Genomic DNA, 16,144 nt, shown 5'->3' on the forward strand with positions numbered 1-16,144 from the left:
CACGACGACGTGACCGACACCACCACCCCCGCTGACGGCGAGTTCCGCATCGAGCACGACACGATGGGCGAGGTGCGGGTCCCCGCGTCGGCGCTCTACCGTGCGCAGACACAGCGGGCCGTGGAGAACTTCCCGATCTCCGGCACGGGCCTCGAGTCCGCGCAGATCGTGGCGCTCGCGCGGATCAAGCGCGCCGCAGCCCTGGTGAACGGCCGGCTGGGCATCCTCGACGACGACGTCGCCCAGGCGATCGCGACCGCCGCGGACACCGTGATCGGCGGCGAGCACCACGACCACTTCCCGGTCGACGTGTACCAGACCGGTAGCGGCACCTCCTCGAACATGAACATGAACGAGGTCCTCGCCACGCTCGCCTCCCGGACCGCCGGGACCGAGGTGCACCCGAACGACCACGTCAACGCTTCGCAGTCGTCGAACGACGTCTTCCCGACCTCCGTGCACGTCGCGGTCACGGACGCCCTCATCCGTTCGCTCGTGCCGGCACTCGACCACCTCGCCGAGGCACTCGAGCGCAAGGCGACCGAGTGGGCCGGCGCGGTGAAGTCCGGCCGCACCCACCTGATGGACGCCACGCCCGTCACCCTCGGCCAGGAGTTCGGCGGGTACGCGCGCCAGATCCGCCTCGGCATCGAGCGCCTGACCGCCACCCTCCCCCGCGTCGCCGAGGTCCCGCTCGGCGGCACCGCGGTCGGCACCGGCATCAACACGCCGAAGGGCTTCCCGCAGCAGGTCATCGCGCAGCTCGCGGAGGACACCGGACTGCCGATCACCGAGGCGCTCGACCACTTCGAGGCGCAGGGAGCCCGCGACGCCCTCGTCGAGGTCTCCGGTGCCCTCAAGGTCATCGCCGTCAGCCTGACGAAGATCAACAACGACCTCCGCTGGATGGGCTCCGGCCCGAACACCGGGCTCGGCGAACTGCACATCCCGGACCTGCAGCCGGGCTCGTCGATCATGCCGGGCAAGGTGAACCCGGTGATCCCCGAGGCCACGCTCATGGTCGCCGCGCGGGTCATCGGCAACGACGCGACCGTCGCGTGGGCGGGCGCGTCCGGCTCGTTCGAGCTCAACGTCGCGATCCCGGTGATGGGCACGGCGCTGCTCGAGTCCATCCGTCTGCTCGCGAACAGCACCCGCGTCCTCGCCGACAAGACCGTCGACGGGCTGGAGGCCGACCTCGAGCGGGCGCGCGCATTCGCCGAGTCGTCGCCGTCCATCGTGACGCCGCTGAACCGCGTCATCGGCTACGAGTCGGCCGCGAAGGTCGCGAAGACGGCGGTCGCCCAGGGCATCACCGTCCGGGAGGCGGTCGTCGCCCTCGGCTTCGTCGAGCGCGGCGAGGTCACCGAAGAGCAGCTCGACAGCGCCCTCGACGTCCTCAGCATGACCCGCCCCGCCTGACCTCCGGTCCGGACGAGACGCCGGCGTCCAATCCAGGACGCCGCCCTGTCGCCGAGACGCCGCCGTTCCCGGCGGCGTCTCGTGCGTCCGGCGGCGTCTCGTTCGTCCGGCGGCGTTCAACCTCGACGGACCCATTCGACGCCGGACCCGGTCCGCGCCGCCGGACCCGCCCCGCGCCTCCCGTCGAGCGCCGTCGCACCGGACGTCGGATCGCGCTGAGCGACACCCCTCGCGCCGACGAGCGCGAGGGTTGTCGCTCAGCGCGGAGCGAGCCGGCCGGCCCGGCCCGCCCCTACGCCAGGTCGGGCGAGTCCAGCAGCTCCGTCACGAGCGCCGCGATCGCCGAGCGCTCCGACCGTGTCAGCGTCACGTGCGCGAACAGCGGGTGCCCCTTCAGCCGTTCGATGACCGACGCGACCCCGTCGTGCCGGCCGACCCGCAGGTTGTCCCGCTGCGCCACGTCGTGGGTGAGCACCACGCGCGAGTTCTGCCCGATGCGGGACAGCATCGTCAGCAGGACGTTGCGCTCGAGCGACTGCGCCTCGTCCACGATGACGAACGCGTCGTGCAGGGAGCGGCCCCGGATGTGGGTGAGCGGCAGCACCTCGAGCATGCCGCGCTCGACGACCTCGTCGAGCACGTTCTCGGACACGAGCGCCCCGAGGGTGTCGAACACGGCCTGCGCCCACGGGTTCATCTTCTCCGAGGCGTCCCCGGGCAGGAACCCGAGCTCCTGGCCGCCCACGGCGTACAGCGGGCGGAACACCATGATCTTCTTGTGCTGCTGCCGTTCGAGCACGGCTTCGAGACCGGCGCACAGTGCGAGCGCGGACTTGCCGGTGCCGGCACTCCCCCCGAGGGACACGATGCCGATCTCCGGGTCGAGCAGGGCGTCGATGGCGAGCCGCTGCTCGGCGGACCGCCCGCGGAGGCCGAAGACCTCACGGTCCCCGCGCACGAGCGACACCGAGCCGGCGGTGTGCACGCGGCCGAGTGCGGAGCCGCGCTCGGAGGAGATGACGACCCCGGTGTTGACCGGGACGCCGTCGAGGTCGACCGTGCGGAGCTCCTCGGTCTCGTAGAGCGCCGTGACCTGGTCGCCGGACACCTGCAGTGTGGTGATGCCCGTGTACCCGCTGTCGACGGCGAGTTCGGCGCGGTACTCCTCGGCGGCGAGGCCGATCGACGCGGCCTTCACCCGGAGCGGCAGGTCCTTCGACACGACCACCACGTCGAGCCCGTCGTTCGCGAGGTTGGACGCGACCGCCAGGATGCGGGAGTCGTTGTCCCCGAGTTGGAGCCCGGACGGCAGGACGGACTGGTTCGAGTGGTTCAGCTCGACGCGGAGCGAGCCGCCGTCCCCGACCGCCACCGGGAAGTCCAGTCGCTCGTGCTCGACCCGCAGCTCGTCGAGGATGCGCAGCGCCTGCCGGGCGAAGTACCCGATCTCCGGGTCGTTGCGCTTCGACTCGAGTTCGCCGACGACCACGACGGGCAGGACGACCGCGTGCTCGGCGAAGCGGAACAGGGCGCGCGGATCGCTGAGCAGCACGGAGGTGTCCAGCACGTAGGTGCGCTGGGCGGCCGACGTCGATGCCGGCGCTGCTGACGAGGTTCCGCGGGAGACGTTCTGAGAGGTCACGACCACTCCATCCCCGGGCCGCGAGCGACCCGGTCCATGTCCTCGACGCGGCCACTGGAGCGGTCCCGGAGCACCGACCGTGGCCGCTCCGACCGGGCGCGTTGCCCGATGTCGCCAAGCTACGACGGGTGGGCGCAGCGCACCAGCGACACGCCTGATCGCGCGGTTACGGTCGTGTGTCGGCCGGCTGAACGGCCGGGAGGCGCGGCCAGCGCCCGGCGTCAGGCGTCAGGCGTCAGGCGTCAGGCGTCAGGCGTCAGGCGTCAGGCGTCAGGCGTCAGGCGTCAGGCGTCATGCGTCAGGCGTCATCGTGGCGTACGAGACGCAGGCATCCCGGAACATCCCGAGCGTCTCGTCCGTCGTGGACGCGAACACCGAGACCCGCACCTCACCGAGGCGGGCCGTCGCGGTGACGCCGTGGTTGTGCAGCGCTGCGCTCAGTGCGGTGAGCCGTCCGGCGCCCGGTCGGAGCACGACGATGCCGGCGCGCTCCGGGAGGTCGCGGCTCGACACGACGGGCAGGCCGAACTCGTCGGCGATGGCGATGACCCGGTCCACCCGGTCGGCGACGCGCTCCTGCACGGCGGCGACGCCGACGGCGGTGAGGCGTTCGAGGGAGACGGCGAGACGGGCCTGGGACACGGGGTCCACCCGCGACATGCTGAAGGCCGTCGCACCGGGGCGCACGGTCGGGACCTCGGACGGCCACCCGGTCGTACCGTGCGGACCGGACAGCGCCGGCCGGACACGCTCGAGGGCCCGGTCGCTGAACGACACGAAGCCGGTGCCCCACCCGGCGTGCAGCCACTTCTGGCCGCCCGTGGCGACGACGTCCGCCACCTCGTACGGGGCGTCGACGACGCCGAAGCCCTGGATGGCGTCGACGATGAGCAGACGGTCGCCGATGACGTCCCGGATCGCGGCGAGGTCGGCGAGGTAGCCGGTGCGCCAGTCCACGAGGGACAGCGCCACCGCGGTCACGTCGTCGGAGAGCCGCTCGCGGATCAGCTCGGGCGTGAGCCAGCCGGCGCCGGACTCGATGACGACGGGCTGCACGCGGCCGCCGGTCGCCGACGCGGCACTCGCGAGGGCGAGCGGCAGCGACGGGTACTCGTCGGCGGCGACGAGGACCCCGCCGGTCAGGCCGAAGGCGGTGTGGAGCAGGCCGGGCGTGGTCGCGGTCTGCGAGACGACCTGGTCCTCCCGGCGGCGGACGAGACGGGCGGCGACGGCGCGGACCCGGGCGTCCTGTTCGTCGAGCGTCTCCATCGCCCCGAAGCGCATGTGCTCCTGGATGTGGCCGAGGACACGCTGCTCCTCGAGGACGGCGGTCTGCACGGGGCCGAACGCGGCGTGGTCGAGGTAGCCGGGCTCCTCGGCGAAGCCGGCGACGTACTCGTCGATCGTGGTCACGGGGTGCACCTTCCAGTGGGCAGAACCCTGTGAGCCTACTGGGACCGGTGCAGGCGGTCGAATGCAGTCCGCGGAACGCCAGGCACACGGGGGCGGCCGATCGGCCCCGGCCACCCCGGCTCGGACCCTGTGGAGCGGTTCAGCCGCCGAACCGTCGCGAGCGCAACCCGAAGTCGCGGACCGCACGGAGGAAGTCCACCTCGCGCAGGTCCGGGTAGAAGGCCTCGACGAAGTAGAACTCGCTGTGGGCACTCTGCCAGAGCAGGAAGTCCGACAGCCGCTGTTCCCCCGACGTCCGGATCATGAGGTCCGGGTCCGGCTGCCCCTGCGTGTACAGGTGGTCGCCGATGAGCTCGGGCGTGAGCACCTCGGCCAGGGTGTCGAGTGTCCCGCCGCCCTCGCCGTGGGACCGGACGATGCTCCGCATGGCGTCCGCGATCTCCCGCCGACCGCCGTACCCGACCGCGAGGTTGATGTGCAGCCCGGCGTGGTCCGCCGTGCGTTCCTCGGCCCGCTCGAGCGCGCTGACGAGCTCCGGTGGCAGGCCGTCGTTCGACCCGACGTGCTGGACCCGCCACGTGCGGTGGTGCGACAGGCGCTCGGCCAGGTCGGCGATGATCCCGACCAGCTGGTCGAGCTCCTCGCCGCCGCGACCCTTCAGGTTGTCGGCCGAGAGCAGGTAGAGCGTGACGACCTGGATGTCGAGGTCCTCGCACCAGGACAGGAACTCGGGGATCTTGGCAGCGCCGGCCCGGTGGCCGTGTGCCGCGGTCTCGAGACCGAGCTGCCGGGCCCACCGGCGGTTCCCGTCGACGATCATCGCCACGTGCTTGGGCTTCTGCGCGCCCTCGATCTCACGGCGGATGCGGTTCTGGTACGCACGGTAGAGGAGCCCACGCCCCGCCCATCCCAGCCTGCCCGTCACGCGTCGACTGTAGTGCAACCACTCCGCACGAGGACTCCCAGCCGCTCTTCCGTGATCCGGTCGTAGCGTCGAGGGCATGCAGTCAGACCAGGACGCGCCAGCGCTTCCCCACGTCCCGTTCACGGAGGAGGCGAGCGCCGACGCCGCCACGACGGACGCGCCCCGTCCGGCCTGGCGCGGGTGGATCCACGCCGGCACGTTCCCGTTCGCCGTGGCGATGGGCATCGTGCTCATCGCGCTCGCGGCCACCCCTGCCGCGAAGGCGGCGAGTGCGGTGTTCATGGCGACGTCGATGATCATGTTCGGCGTCTCCGCGACGTACCACCGGTTCCCGTGGGGCCCGGTCGTCAAGCGCGTGCTGAAGCGCATCGACCACACGAACATCTTCCTGCTCATCGCCGGCACGTACACGCCCGTCGCGGTCTGTGCGCTGCCGCACACGCTCATGGTCGTGGTGCTCTGGGTGATGTGGAGCGGGGCGCTGCTCGGCGTCGCCTTCCGCGTCTTCTGGATCGGGGCACCGCGGTGGCTGTACGTGCCCCTGTACCTGGCGCTCGGCTGCGCGGCGTTCCTCATCCTGCCGCAGCTCTTCGCGGCGAGCGTGCCGATGACCGTGCTCGTGCTCGCCGGCGGGGTGGCGTACATCCTCGGAGCGGCCGTCTACGGCTTCAAGCGCCCGGACCCGTCGCCGACGTTCTTCGGCTTCCACGAGGTCTTCCACGCCCTCACGGTCGTCGCCTTCGCCGCGCAGTGGGCGGGCATCCTGGTCATCGCCCTCGACCCGGTGCGCTGAGGCGGCGCGCGGACGCCGCACCCACGACGGACGGGAGGCTCCCCACCAGCTGGTGGGGAGCCTCCCGTCCGTCGTGCGGACGCGTCAGCCGCGCTCGGTGTCGTCGCCCACGTCGGCCCGGCCGTCCTCGGCGGCGCGACGTGACGGCTCGTCGGTCGCGGCGCCGTCGGCGGGCTCGCCCGCGACCTCGGCCTCGAGGCGTTCCCGCACCTCGGCGCGGTAGCGGGTGCGACGGATGCGCCGCGTCATGTCGAGCACGAGGAGGATCGTCACGATCGCGACCACCGCGATGGCGACGAAGCCGGCGACCCCGGGCGTGACGTCGACGTCGGGGACGCCGCTCGGGCTCGGGCTGGGGGTGGCTGCCAGTACGGCGGCGATGGTGCTCACGCGTGCGCGTCCTCTTCGGATGGGATCCCTGCGAACAGGTCGGACTCGGGGAGCTCGGTCGGCACTCGTGCCTCGACGAGCTGGTAGTCCTCGGTCGGCCAGACCTCGGCGAGCAGGTCGTTCGGCCAGTAGAAGAACGGGCTGTCCGGCGGCACCTGGCTCGCGTGCGCCCGGAGTGCGGCGTCCCGCGCCTCGAAGTACTCGTGCACGTCGACGTGCGACGTGGCGAGGTCCGGCCGGTCCGCGAACCGCTGCACCCACTCGCCGAGCTGCTCGAGGAGCGGGTTCTCGGGGTCGCGCTCCCGCAGGGCATCGTGGAAGGCCGAGAACCGCCGTGGGTTCATGGTGCGCTCGTAGTACAGCTTCGACACGGACCAGGCGGGCCCGGCCTCCGGGTACTTCTCGGGATCCGCGGCGTCACGCCACGCAGCGACCGAGACCTCGTGCGTCCGGATGTGGTCCGGGTGCGGGTAGCCGCCGTTCTCGTCGTACGTCACCAGGACGTGGGGGCGGAAGCGACGGACGACCCGGACCAGGGCCGCGGTGCTGTACTCGAGCGGGACCGTCGCGAACGTGCCGGGGCGGACCGTCTCACCCTGCTCGGTGTCCGGCAGTCCGGAGTCGTGGTACCCGAGCCAGACGTGGTCGATCCCGAGGGCTGCCTGCGCGGCCGCCATCTCGGTGCGGCGGAAGCCCGCCATGTCGCGGTGCGCGCGGGCCTTCGACGCGTCCGGCAGCTGCTCGTTGAGGATGTCCCCGGCCTCGCCCCCGGTGCACGAGACGACGAGGACCTCCGCACCGTCGGCCACGTACTTCGCCGCCGTGGCCGCGCCCTTGCTCGACTCGTCGTCGGGATGGGCGTGCACGGCGAGCAGACGACGGGGCACAGCGTTCCTCCACTGCTCACGGACCTTCGGACGCGGGTGGCGCACGGCGAGCGTGAACTACCCTGGGATCAGGATAATCACCCCGGGAGCCCCGAACTGTCCGATCAGCACACCGCCCCAGCAGCAGGGCCCGCAGCAGCCGGTAGCGCGGCACCCGCCGACCGGGCAGCACTGGACGACCGCTACGGTCGCGGTGCCGGCACCCGGCGCCGGGGCAGGCTGCTCGCCATCGTCACCGCGGTCGCGATCGCCGTCGTGTTCGCGGTCTGGGCGATCTGGGCGGGCCCCGGACAGACCGACCACGGGCTCGACACCGACGACGTCGGGTACGAGGTCGTGTCGGACCACCAGGTCGTCGTGCACACCCAGCTGGCGGTCGACCCGGGCACCGAGGTCGAGTGCGCGGTCCAGGCGCTCGACAAGGGCTACACGATCGTCGGCTGGCGGGTGGTGACGGTGCCGGCGGACGACCAGCGGAGCCGCTCGCTCTCGACGCCCGTGAACACGACGTCGCGCGCCGTCACCGGCTTGATCCACTCGTGCTGGGTTCCCTAGACTGCTCGGAATCACGATTCGAGACCGGCCGCCGGCCGGTCTCGATTCTTTTGCGCCACACGCCGTGACCGGTCCCGACCGTCGCGGCCGAAGGGAAACGACATGAGCAACGACACGCAGGGCACCTGGCTGACCCAGGAGGCGTTCGACCGTCTCACCGCCGAGCTCGAACAGCTCACCGGCCCGGCCCGCATCGAGATCGCGAGCCGCATCGAGGCCGCGCGCGAAGAGGGCGACCTCAAGGAGAACGGTGGCTACCACGCCGCCAAGGACGAGCAGGGCAAGATCGAGGCCCGCATCCGCTCCCTGACCGAGCTCCTCAAGCACGCCACCGTCACCGAGGCCGAGTTCGACGGCACCGTCGAACCGGGCACCGTCGTCACCGCGACCATCGCCGGCGACTCCTCGACGTTCCTCGTGGGCAACCGCGAGATCGTCGCGGAGGGCTCGGACCTCACCGTGTACAGCCCGGTCAGCCCGGTCGGCGCCGCGATCGTCGGCCTCCGTGCCGGTGAGGCGACGACGTACACGGCCCCGAACGGCAAGGAGATCGCCGTCGAGGTCACGAAGGTCGAGCGGTACGAGCCGTAGGCCCTCGCGGCCTTCGCGGCCTCGCGGCACCCGACCTCCGGCCCGGCGTGCACCCTCCTGGTACACGCCGGGCCGTCGTGTGCCCGCCGCGCACGGCGGGCCGGAGGTCGTTGACCGTCGCGACGGCCTGGAGGCGCGACCGCCGTCCGCCGGGTCGGCCCGGGCCTCCAGGCCGTCGCCGTGCGCAGCACGGTCCTGCCCCAGGAGCGCGCGTCAGTTCGTGAGCTGCTCCGGGCGGAAGCCGGCCTCCTGCAGCCGGGCCATGACCTCGTCGGCGTGTTCGGGCCCGCGCGCCTCGATCGACAGGTCGAGCGCCACCTCGCTGATCACCACGCCCTGGCCGTGGCGGGTGTGCAGGACCTCGACGACGTTGGCGCCGGCGTCCGAGATGATCTGCGAGACGCGGGCGAGCTGACCCGGACGGTCCGGCAGCATGATCCGGATCCCGATGTAGCGGGACGCGGCGACGAGTCCGCGCGTGATGACCCGCTCCATCATGAGCGGGTCGATGTTGCCGCCGCTGAGGAGGACCACGGTCCGGCCGGTGTCGTGCACCGCGCCCGCCATGATCGCCGCGACGCCGACGGCACCGGCGGCCTCGACCACGAGCTTCGCGCGCTCGAGCAGCACGAGGAGTGCCCGGGCGACGTCGTCGTCGGAGACGGTCACGATCTCGTCGACCAGATCGCGGATGATCGGGAAGTTCATGTCGCCCGGGCGCGCGACCGCGATGCCGTCCGCGATCGTCGGGCTCGTCGTGATGGTGACGGGCTCCCCCGCCTGGATCGACGACGGGTAGGCGGCCGCGTTCTCGGCCTGCACGCCGATGACCCGGATGTCACGACCGAGGCGCTCGGCCATCCCCTTCACCGCGATCGCGATGCCGGAGATGACGCCGCCGCCGCCGATCGGCACGACGACCGTGTCGACGTCGGGCACCTGGTCGACGATCTCGAGGCCGACCGTGCCCTGACCGGCGATCACCGCGGGGTGGTCGAACGGCGGGATGAACACGGCGCCCGTGCGGATGGCGAAGTCCTTGGCGGCGGAGAGAGCCTCCTCCACCGAGTGCCCGCGCAGGACGACGTCCGCCCCGTACCGGCGGGTGGCCTGCAGCTTCGGCAGGGCGACACCGACCGGCGTGAAGATCGTCGCGGGGATGCCGAGCTCGCGGGCGGCGAAGGCGACCCCCTGCGCGTGGTTGCCGGCGCTGGCGGCGACGACCCCGGCCTCCCGCTGCTCGGCCGACAGCGTGGACAACCGGTTGTAGGCACCGCGCACCTTGTACGCGCCGGTGCGCTGCAGGTTCTCGCATTTGAGGTGCACCGGCGACCCGAGCAGGCCCTCGAGGAACTTCGACGTCTCCATCGGGGTCACCCGCGCCACCCCGGCGATCGTCTCGCGCGCGGCCTCGATGTCGGCGAGCGTCGGGATCGGGGCTGCAGTCGTGTCGGTCACGGTCCCATCATCGTCGGTCGCGGAGCGGTCGCGTGCCACGTGACGCTCAGTTCGTGCTGGCGGTCCCGGGCTCGGCCGCGGGCTGCGCGTCGCTGCCCGGTGCCGGGACGTCGTCGCCGATCTGGTGACGACGTCGTCGGAGGAGCTGGATGCGGCCGTGCTGGCCGCGCTTCGGGGTTGCCTCGCGGACGTGCTCCGAGTCGAGTCCCCGCCACCGGCCGCTCGCGATGGTCGTGACCATCGCGTTGAGCGTCGCGATGAGCGGGACCGCGAAGAACGCCCCGGCGATGCCGGCCAGCCCGGACGCGGCGGTCACACCGAGCACCACCGCGAGGGGGTGCACCTTGACGGCGTTGCCCATCACGAGGGGCTGCAGGATGTGGCCCTCGATCTGCTGGACGAGCAGGACGACGCCGAGCACCAGCACCGCGGCGAGTGGACCGTTGAAGATGAGTGCGACGAAGACGGCCAGGAAGCCGGTGACGATCGCACCGACGACCGGGATGAAGGCACCGAGGAACACGATCGCGGCGATCGGGATGACGAGCGGCATGCCGCCGAAGAACAGTCCGACGATGAACGCACCGAGGCCGATGCCCACGGCGTCGACGAAGGCCACGAAGATCTGCACGCGGATGAAGCTCGTCAGGGTGATCCACCCCGCGACGCCGGCCCCGTCCACGGTCGCGCGGGCCTTGCGCGGGAAGAGCCGCACGGTCCAGCGCCAGACGTTCTTGCCGTCGATGAGCAGGAAGATCGTGGTGAACAGGATGATGAAGAGCGCCTCGAACACGTGCGTGGCACTCGAGCCGGCAGTGGCGACACCGGACAGGATCGTCCCGGTGTTGTCCTGCACCCAGGTGGTGGCCTCCCCGATCCAGTTGTCGACGTCCGCCTGTGAGATCCCGAATCCGGAGTTCAGCACGAACTCGCGGACGTTGCCGAACTGGGACACCGTGCGGTCGCGGAGCGAGGGGTACGACGCGATGATCTGGTCGATGACGAGCCAGAGCAGCGCTGCGACCGCGGCGAGCCCGCCGAGCAGACTGAGGACGACGGCGAGCCACTTCGGCACGTGGTGCCGCTGCAGCCGGTTCGAGATCGGCACCAGGAGCGCGGAGATCACGATGCCGACGAGGAAGGGGACGAGGATGTCGCTGAAGATCGTCATCAGCCAGACGAAGAGCGCGATCACGCCCGCGATGACGAGCACCCGCCACGAGAACGCCCCCGCGATCCGCATGCCGATCGGCACCGATTCCTCGACCACGGGATCGGGGTGCGCCTTCTTGACCCAAGCCATGCGCTCACTGTATCCACGCGATGCCGCAGGAGTACCGGGCGCGGCATGGACCGGATCGGCACGCGGTGTCGGGCGCCGTCGGTAGCGTTCCCCCATGGTCAGGACGACACTCTCCGCCTCCGAGGCCCGCCGGGTGGCCCTGGCCGCGCAGGGGTTCGGCCGGCCCCGACCGGAAGCGGTCACGGCGCGCACGGTGTCGGCCGGCGCGGCACGTCTCGGCCTGCTGCAGATCGACTCCGTCAACGTCTTCGAGCGGAGCCACTACCTCCCCCTGTACGCACGCCTCGGCGCCTACGACAAGGCGGCCCTCGACCGGCTGACGCTCACCCAGCGCAGCCCGTGGATCGAGTACTGGGCGCACGAGGCGGCGTTCGTCCCGCGCGACGACCTCCGCCTGTTCCGTTGGCGCATGGACGCGTACCGGGAGCGGGACGCGACGCGGCCGAACCGGGTCGCCGGGGTCGAACGCACCGCCCGGGTGCGCGGTGAGCTCCTCGCGCTGCTCGCGGCGCAGGGGCCGATGCCGGCGAGCGCCGTCGAGCACGAGTCGAACGTGCGCCGGGGCCCCTGGTGGGGCTGGAGCGACGTGAAGCACGGGCTGGAACAGCTCTTCCGGTGGGGCGACGTCGTCAGCGCGGGCCGTGCCGGCTTCGAGCGGGTGTACGCGCTCCCCGACCAGGTGTTGCCGGCCGGGTACTTCGCGACCGCTCCGGACCGGCAGGACGCCGTCCGGGAACTCGTCCGACGCTCGGCCCGCGCGGTGGGCATCGGCACCCGGGCGGACCTGGCGGACCACCACCGGTTGCGCGCGGACGACACCGCGGCGGCGATCGCCGACCTGGAGGACGCCGGCGAGCTCGTCCCGGTGTCGGTGGCGGGGTGGAAGGACCGCGCGTGGATGCACGTCGACGCACGGGTGCCGCGACGGGTCGACGCCGACGCCGTGCTCAGCCCGTTCGACCCGGTCGTCTGGTTCCGGCCGCGTGCCGAGCGGGTGTTCGGCTTCCACTACCGGATCGAGATCTACACGCCGGCACCGAAGCGGGTGTTCGGGTACTACGTGCTCCCGGTGCTGCAGGACGAGGCGCTCGTGGGGCGCGTCGACCTGAAGAGCGACCGGCAGCGCGGGGTGCTGCACGTCCGGACGGCCTGGCACGAGCCCGGGTCGGTGGTGGACGTCGACCGCCTGGCGGCGCTGCTCCGCCGGACAGCGGCGTGGCAGGGGCTCGGCGACGTCGAGGTCACCGACCGCGGGACGGCCGCCGCGGACCTGGCCGGCGCGCTGGGTGTCCGTCCACGACGGGACGGCTGACGAACGCGACCGCCTAGAACTGGACGCGCGGGGGTTCCGCGATCGCGGCGGGCTCGGCCGTCTCGAAGAACGGAGCGGGCCCGACCCCGCGGTGCTTCGCGAAGGTGGACGTGGGGAACGACTTCACCTTGGTGTTGAGCTCGCGGACGCCGCCGTTGTAGTGCCGGCGTGCGGACTGGATCTTGTCCTCGGTGGCGACGAGCTGCGACTGGAGTTCGAGGAACCCCTGGCTCGACTGGAGCTGCGGGTAGTGCTCGGCGACCGCGAAGACGCTCTTCAGTGCCTTCTGCATGTGCCCCTCGGCGGAGGAGGCCGCGACGGCGTCCCCGGCGGAGAGCGTCTCGGTGCGGGCCCGGTCCACGGCGGAGAAGACGGACTCCTCGTGCGCGGCGTAGCCCTGCACGGTGCTCACGATCGTCGGGATCAACTCCGCACGCTGCTGCAGGTGCTCGGCGATCTCCGACCAGGCGCTGTCGACCCTTCCCTGCAGTGCGACGAGCGACTTGTGACTGACCCAGAGCCAGATCCCGATCACCACGAGGACGACGACCACCACGCCGACCACGATGAGTGCCGTGATGAGTCCGGTGTCCATTCGGTCGTGCTCCTCTGCGCGTCGGGCCGCGGTCGTGCCGGACCACCAGGGTCCGTCGGGCGGACCAGGGAGGTCCTCGACGATCTTACCGAGCAGGTCGGAGCGCCCTCACCGGGGGAGGATCTTCACGGCCGATTCCCGAGTGCCGCACACCCTGCTCGCGGACCACGCCCGGCTCGGGCGACGATCGGCGCAGAACCGGCCGGATCGTCCGCGCGGGGTGTTGACCCGGGGCGCCTGATCACGTGGGATGGAGGGGATGGACACGGCAGGGGGCGACGTGGGACACCGGGGCGCGAGGGGCGGTACCCGGGCTCGGCGATCCCGGAGCCGTGGCACGGTCGCCCGCCTGCTCCTCGCCGCGGCCGGTCTCGTCCTGGTACCCCTCGTGCTGGTCCCGCTCGACGCCGTACCGGTGGCCGCCGTCCCCTCCACCCTGCCCGGTGCCGGCACGACCGCGCCGCCGACCGAGCCACCCACGTTCGCGAACCCGGTCCCGGCGCCCGCCGCACCGAGCCCGTCACCGAGCCGGACACCCGTGGCGCCGCCGTCGGGCGGCACCCCGACGGCGCCGACCATCGCCGACCCCGGGGACCTCACGACCGACCTCGCGCGCTTCTCCGGCCGTGCCGCCCCGGGTCACGGTGTCCGCGTCGCCGACCCCGCCGTCCCGTCCGCCTCGGTGTGCCGGACGACCGCCAGGGCCGACGGCACCTGGTCGTGCGTGGGCACCGTGCACTCGGGACCGGCGCAGGTCTTCACCGTCCTCGACACGACCACCTCGTCCCTCCCGAGCGCCGACGCCGCTCCGTCGGACGTGATCGTCCCACCGGTCGTCACCACCCGGCGACCGACCGCCGGGGCCGTCACGGGCACCGGCCGACCAGGCGCGACCGTGACGGTCACGCGGGCCGGCAGCACGGCCGTGCGCACCGCGGTCGTCGGGCCCGCCGGCACCTGGCACGTCTCCTGGGCCGTCGGTCCCGGTGCGCCCGCAGACGGCCCGTCCACCGTGACGGCGACGCAGACCGCGAGCACGGCCGACGGGTACCGCTCCGACCTCCGGAGCGCGGTCTCGCCGCCGAGCAGCATCACGATCGACCGGACGGCCCCGGCCGCTCCCCGCATCGGCACCCCGTCGGCATCCGCGGTCGTCGGCGCACGCTCGGTCCGCATCGCCGGCACCGCGGAGCCCGGGACCATCGTGACCGCCTACGTCGACGACGTCGCGGTGTGCCGGGCGGAGGTCACGGCGTCGGGGACGTGGTCGTGCCGCGTCGCCGACGTGCTCCGTGGCGGCGCCCACCGCATCAGCGCGGGGGCGCAGGACGTCGCGGGCAACACCTCCCGGGCGGCGCCCGCGGTCCCGGTCCGCGTGAGCGGGCCGTCGGCCGCCGGGCCGTCGCCCACCGACGGGTCCGGATCGGACCCGGGCGCCGACCGCCCCTCCTCCGGCAGCGGCGCCGTGGCCCCGACGCCCCGGCCCGGCCGAGGACAGCAGTCCGACCCCGAGGACGGACCCGGTGGCGGACCGGGGAGCCCCGCCGACGGCCCACCCTCCGCGGGCGTGCCCGGCGGTGGCACCGACGGCCGACCCGACGGAAGGCCGGACTGGTCCGGCCCAGCAGGTGACTGGACGGTCGCCACGGCGTACGACCACGCGGTCCCCACGATCCAGTCCTCGTTCTCCTGGCGCACGCTCGCGATCGCGGTCGGCGTCGCCGCCGCGTTCCTGCTCCTGGTGGCCGGACCGGTGCGGGTCCTCGCCGGCGCCCTCCGCGGGCGACTGCCGCGTCCCGCTTCCCGCTTCACGGGCCGCAACCGGCCCCGGTCCGAGCGCACACGCGGTGACGACGCACTGCCGGCCTGGGTCTCGATCGCGGTCGGCACGACGCTCGCCGCGGTGTCCACGCTGCTGGGCACCGGGATCGCCCTCGAGGCTCGCTACGTCCGACTCGCCCTGGCCGTCCTCGCCGGCGTCGTCGTGCTCACGGCCGGTGTCGTGCTCGCGACGCGGTGGGCTGCTGGTGAGGATCGACGAGCCGTCACCTTCCGGGTCTCACCCGGTCTCGTGCTCGCGGCGGTCGTCGCGAGCGGCCTCACCCGCACCGCGGACCTCTCCCCCGCCCTCGTCGTCGGCGTCCTCCTGGTACCCGTCGGCCGCACCGACGTGGACACCGCCGCCATGCGACTCGGGAACGGTGTCGCGGCCTGTGCGCGGAGCGCCACGTGGCGGTCGGTGACCCTGCTCGTCCTCGCGGCCGTCGGATGGGTCGTGCACAGTGTGACGGCCGGGTCCGGGTTCACCGCCTCGCTCGTGTCCGAGTTCGCCAGCACGCTCTGCGTCGGCGGCCTCGGCGCACTCGTCGTGACGCTCCTGCCGCTCCGGGGGTCGGCAGGAGCAGCCCTCGCCGCCGTGTCCCGTCCGCGGTACGGCGCCCTCGAGGCCGTCGCCGTCGGTCTGGCCGCGGCGGTCTACTCCGGCCCGACCGGGACGCACCTGCCGCTCGTCGCCTGGGCCTCCGCGGTCGCGGTGGTGGTCGCCCTCGCGGCAGCCGTCCTGCTCTGGCCCCGGCTCCGCGGAGGTGCCTCCGCGTCCTGACCGGTTCCGTGGCGGCGGCGGCGGGCGCGCACCGGATGCGCGCCGGCGGGGAGGCCCGCATGCACCGCACGGAGCGGCGACCGGTCCGACAGCGACCGGCACACGTCGGCCGGGAGGCTCGCACACGCCTCATGGACCGGGCACCGGTCCGACAATGACCGGCACGGCGTCGGCCGGGAAGCCCACCACGCGCAGTCCGCTCACTTGTCCGGCGGGCGGAGACCGAGCCTCCAGAACGGGACGACGTGTCCCGGTC

The 16,144-nt window shown here is 72.8% G+C and carries 14 protein-coding genes; 6 read left to right on the plus strand and 8 right to left on the minus strand.

Features of this window, described 5'->3' with window-relative positions:
* Positions 1-9 precede the first annotated feature (9 nt).
* Positions 10-1,422, plus strand: coding sequence for an aspartate ammonia-lyase (locus tag DEJ16_RS01810; protein ID WP_110823985.1), 1,413 nt, complete (start codon positions 10-12; stop codon positions 1,420-1,422).
* A 292-nt stretch (positions 1,423-1,714) separates the two neighbouring features.
* Here the strand turns inward: DEJ16_RS01810 and DEJ16_RS01815 are convergent, their stop codons facing one another.
* From DEJ16_RS01815 to DEJ16_RS01830, 3 genes are all read right to left on the minus strand, one after another.
* Entirely contained in the window at positions 1,715-3,064 is a 1,350-nt protein-coding gene (locus tag DEJ16_RS01815) for a PhoH family protein (protein ID WP_375232105.1), read from the minus strand.
* Between the two features lie 291 nt (positions 3,065-3,355).
* Entirely contained in the window at positions 3,356-4,477 is a 1,122-nt protein-coding gene (locus tag DEJ16_RS01825; protein ID WP_110823631.1) for an aminotransferase class V-fold PLP-dependent enzyme, read from the minus strand.
* A gap of 139 nt (positions 4,478-4,616) precedes the next feature.
* Positions 4,617-5,402: an isoprenyl transferase gene (locus DEJ16_RS01830; RefSeq protein ID WP_258365747.1), complete on the minus strand. Its 786-nt coding sequence runs from the start codon at positions 5,400-5,402 to the stop codon at positions 4,617-4,619.
* A gap of 76 nt (positions 5,403-5,478) precedes the next feature.
* On the opposite strand from DEJ16_RS01830, the gene DEJ16_RS01835 reads away from it, so the two are divergent.
* The gene (locus tag DEJ16_RS01835) at positions 5,479-6,195 is read left to right on the plus strand and encodes a hemolysin III family protein (protein ID WP_110823629.1); all 717 of its coding nucleotides are present in this window, start codon (positions 5,479-5,481) and stop codon (positions 6,193-6,195) included.
* 84 nt (positions 6,196-6,279) lie between these two features.
* Here DEJ16_RS01835 and DEJ16_RS01840 read toward each other — a convergent pair whose 3' ends face one another.
* Positions 6,280-6,585 carry a hypothetical protein gene (locus DEJ16_RS01840; RefSeq protein WP_110823628.1) on the minus strand — a complete coding sequence of 102 codons (306 nt, stop codon included), beginning with the start codon at positions 6,583-6,585 and terminating at the stop codon, positions 6,280-6,282.
* Positions 6,582-7,472: a mycothiol conjugate amidase Mca gene (mca, locus tag DEJ16_RS01845; protein WP_110823627.1), complete on the minus strand. Its 891-nt coding sequence runs from the start codon at positions 7,470-7,472 to the stop codon at positions 6,582-6,584. Before mca ends, DEJ16_RS01840 begins: the two co-directional genes overlap by 4 nt.
* 36 nt (positions 7,473-7,508) lie before the next feature.
* Between mca and DEJ16_RS01850 the strand changes: the two genes are divergently transcribed.
* A complete protein-coding gene (locus tag DEJ16_RS01850) occupies positions 7,509-8,027 on the plus strand; it encodes a DUF4307 domain-containing protein (protein ID WP_181419410.1) in 519 nt (172 codons plus the stop codon).
* 102 nt (positions 8,028-8,129) lie between these two features.
* On the plus strand, positions 8,130-8,618 hold the full coding sequence (greA, locus tag DEJ16_RS01855) for a transcription elongation factor GreA (protein ID WP_110823625.1): 489 nt from the start codon (positions 8,130-8,132) through the stop codon (positions 8,616-8,618).
* A 213-nt stretch (positions 8,619-8,831) separates the two neighbouring features.
* Here the strand turns inward: greA and ilvA are convergent, their stop codons facing one another.
* Together ilvA and DEJ16_RS01865 are read right to left on the minus strand one after the other, a co-directional pair.
* A complete protein-coding gene (gene ilvA / locus DEJ16_RS01860) occupies positions 8,832-10,076 on the minus strand; it encodes a threonine ammonia-lyase (RefSeq protein WP_110823983.1) in 1,245 nt (414 codons plus the stop codon).
* Between the two features lie 46 nt (positions 10,077-10,122).
* The gene (locus tag DEJ16_RS01865) at positions 10,123-11,379 is read right to left on the minus strand and encodes an AI-2E family transporter (protein ID WP_258365748.1); all 1,257 of its coding nucleotides are present in this window, start codon (positions 11,377-11,379) and stop codon (positions 10,123-10,125) included.
* Positions 11,380-11,473: 94 nt separating this feature from the next.
* Between DEJ16_RS01865 and DEJ16_RS01870 the strand changes: the two genes are divergently transcribed.
* Positions 11,474-12,691, plus strand: a complete 1,218-nt coding sequence (locus DEJ16_RS01870) for a winged helix-turn-helix domain-containing protein (RefSeq protein WP_110823623.1) — start codon at positions 11,474-11,476, stop codon at positions 12,689-12,691.
* A gap of 13 nt (positions 12,692-12,704) precedes the next feature.
* Here DEJ16_RS01870 and DEJ16_RS01875 read toward each other — a convergent pair whose 3' ends face one another.
* A complete protein-coding gene (locus DEJ16_RS01875; protein WP_258365749.1) occupies positions 12,705-13,286 on the minus strand; it encodes a LemA family protein in 582 nt (193 codons plus the stop codon).
* Between the two features lie 259 nt (positions 13,287-13,545).
* On the opposite strand from DEJ16_RS01875, the gene DEJ16_RS01880 reads away from it, so the two are divergent.
* Entirely contained in the window at positions 13,546-15,888 is a 2,343-nt protein-coding gene (locus DEJ16_RS01880; RefSeq protein ID WP_146232778.1) for an Ig-like domain-containing protein, read from the plus strand.
* Positions 15,889-16,144: the final 256 nt, after the last annotated feature.

It is taken from the genome of Curtobacterium sp. MCJR17_055, from assembly GCF_003224335.1.
In the GTDB taxonomy this organism is placed as follows: domain Bacteria; phylum Actinomycetota; class Actinomycetes; order Actinomycetales; family Microbacteriaceae; genus Curtobacterium.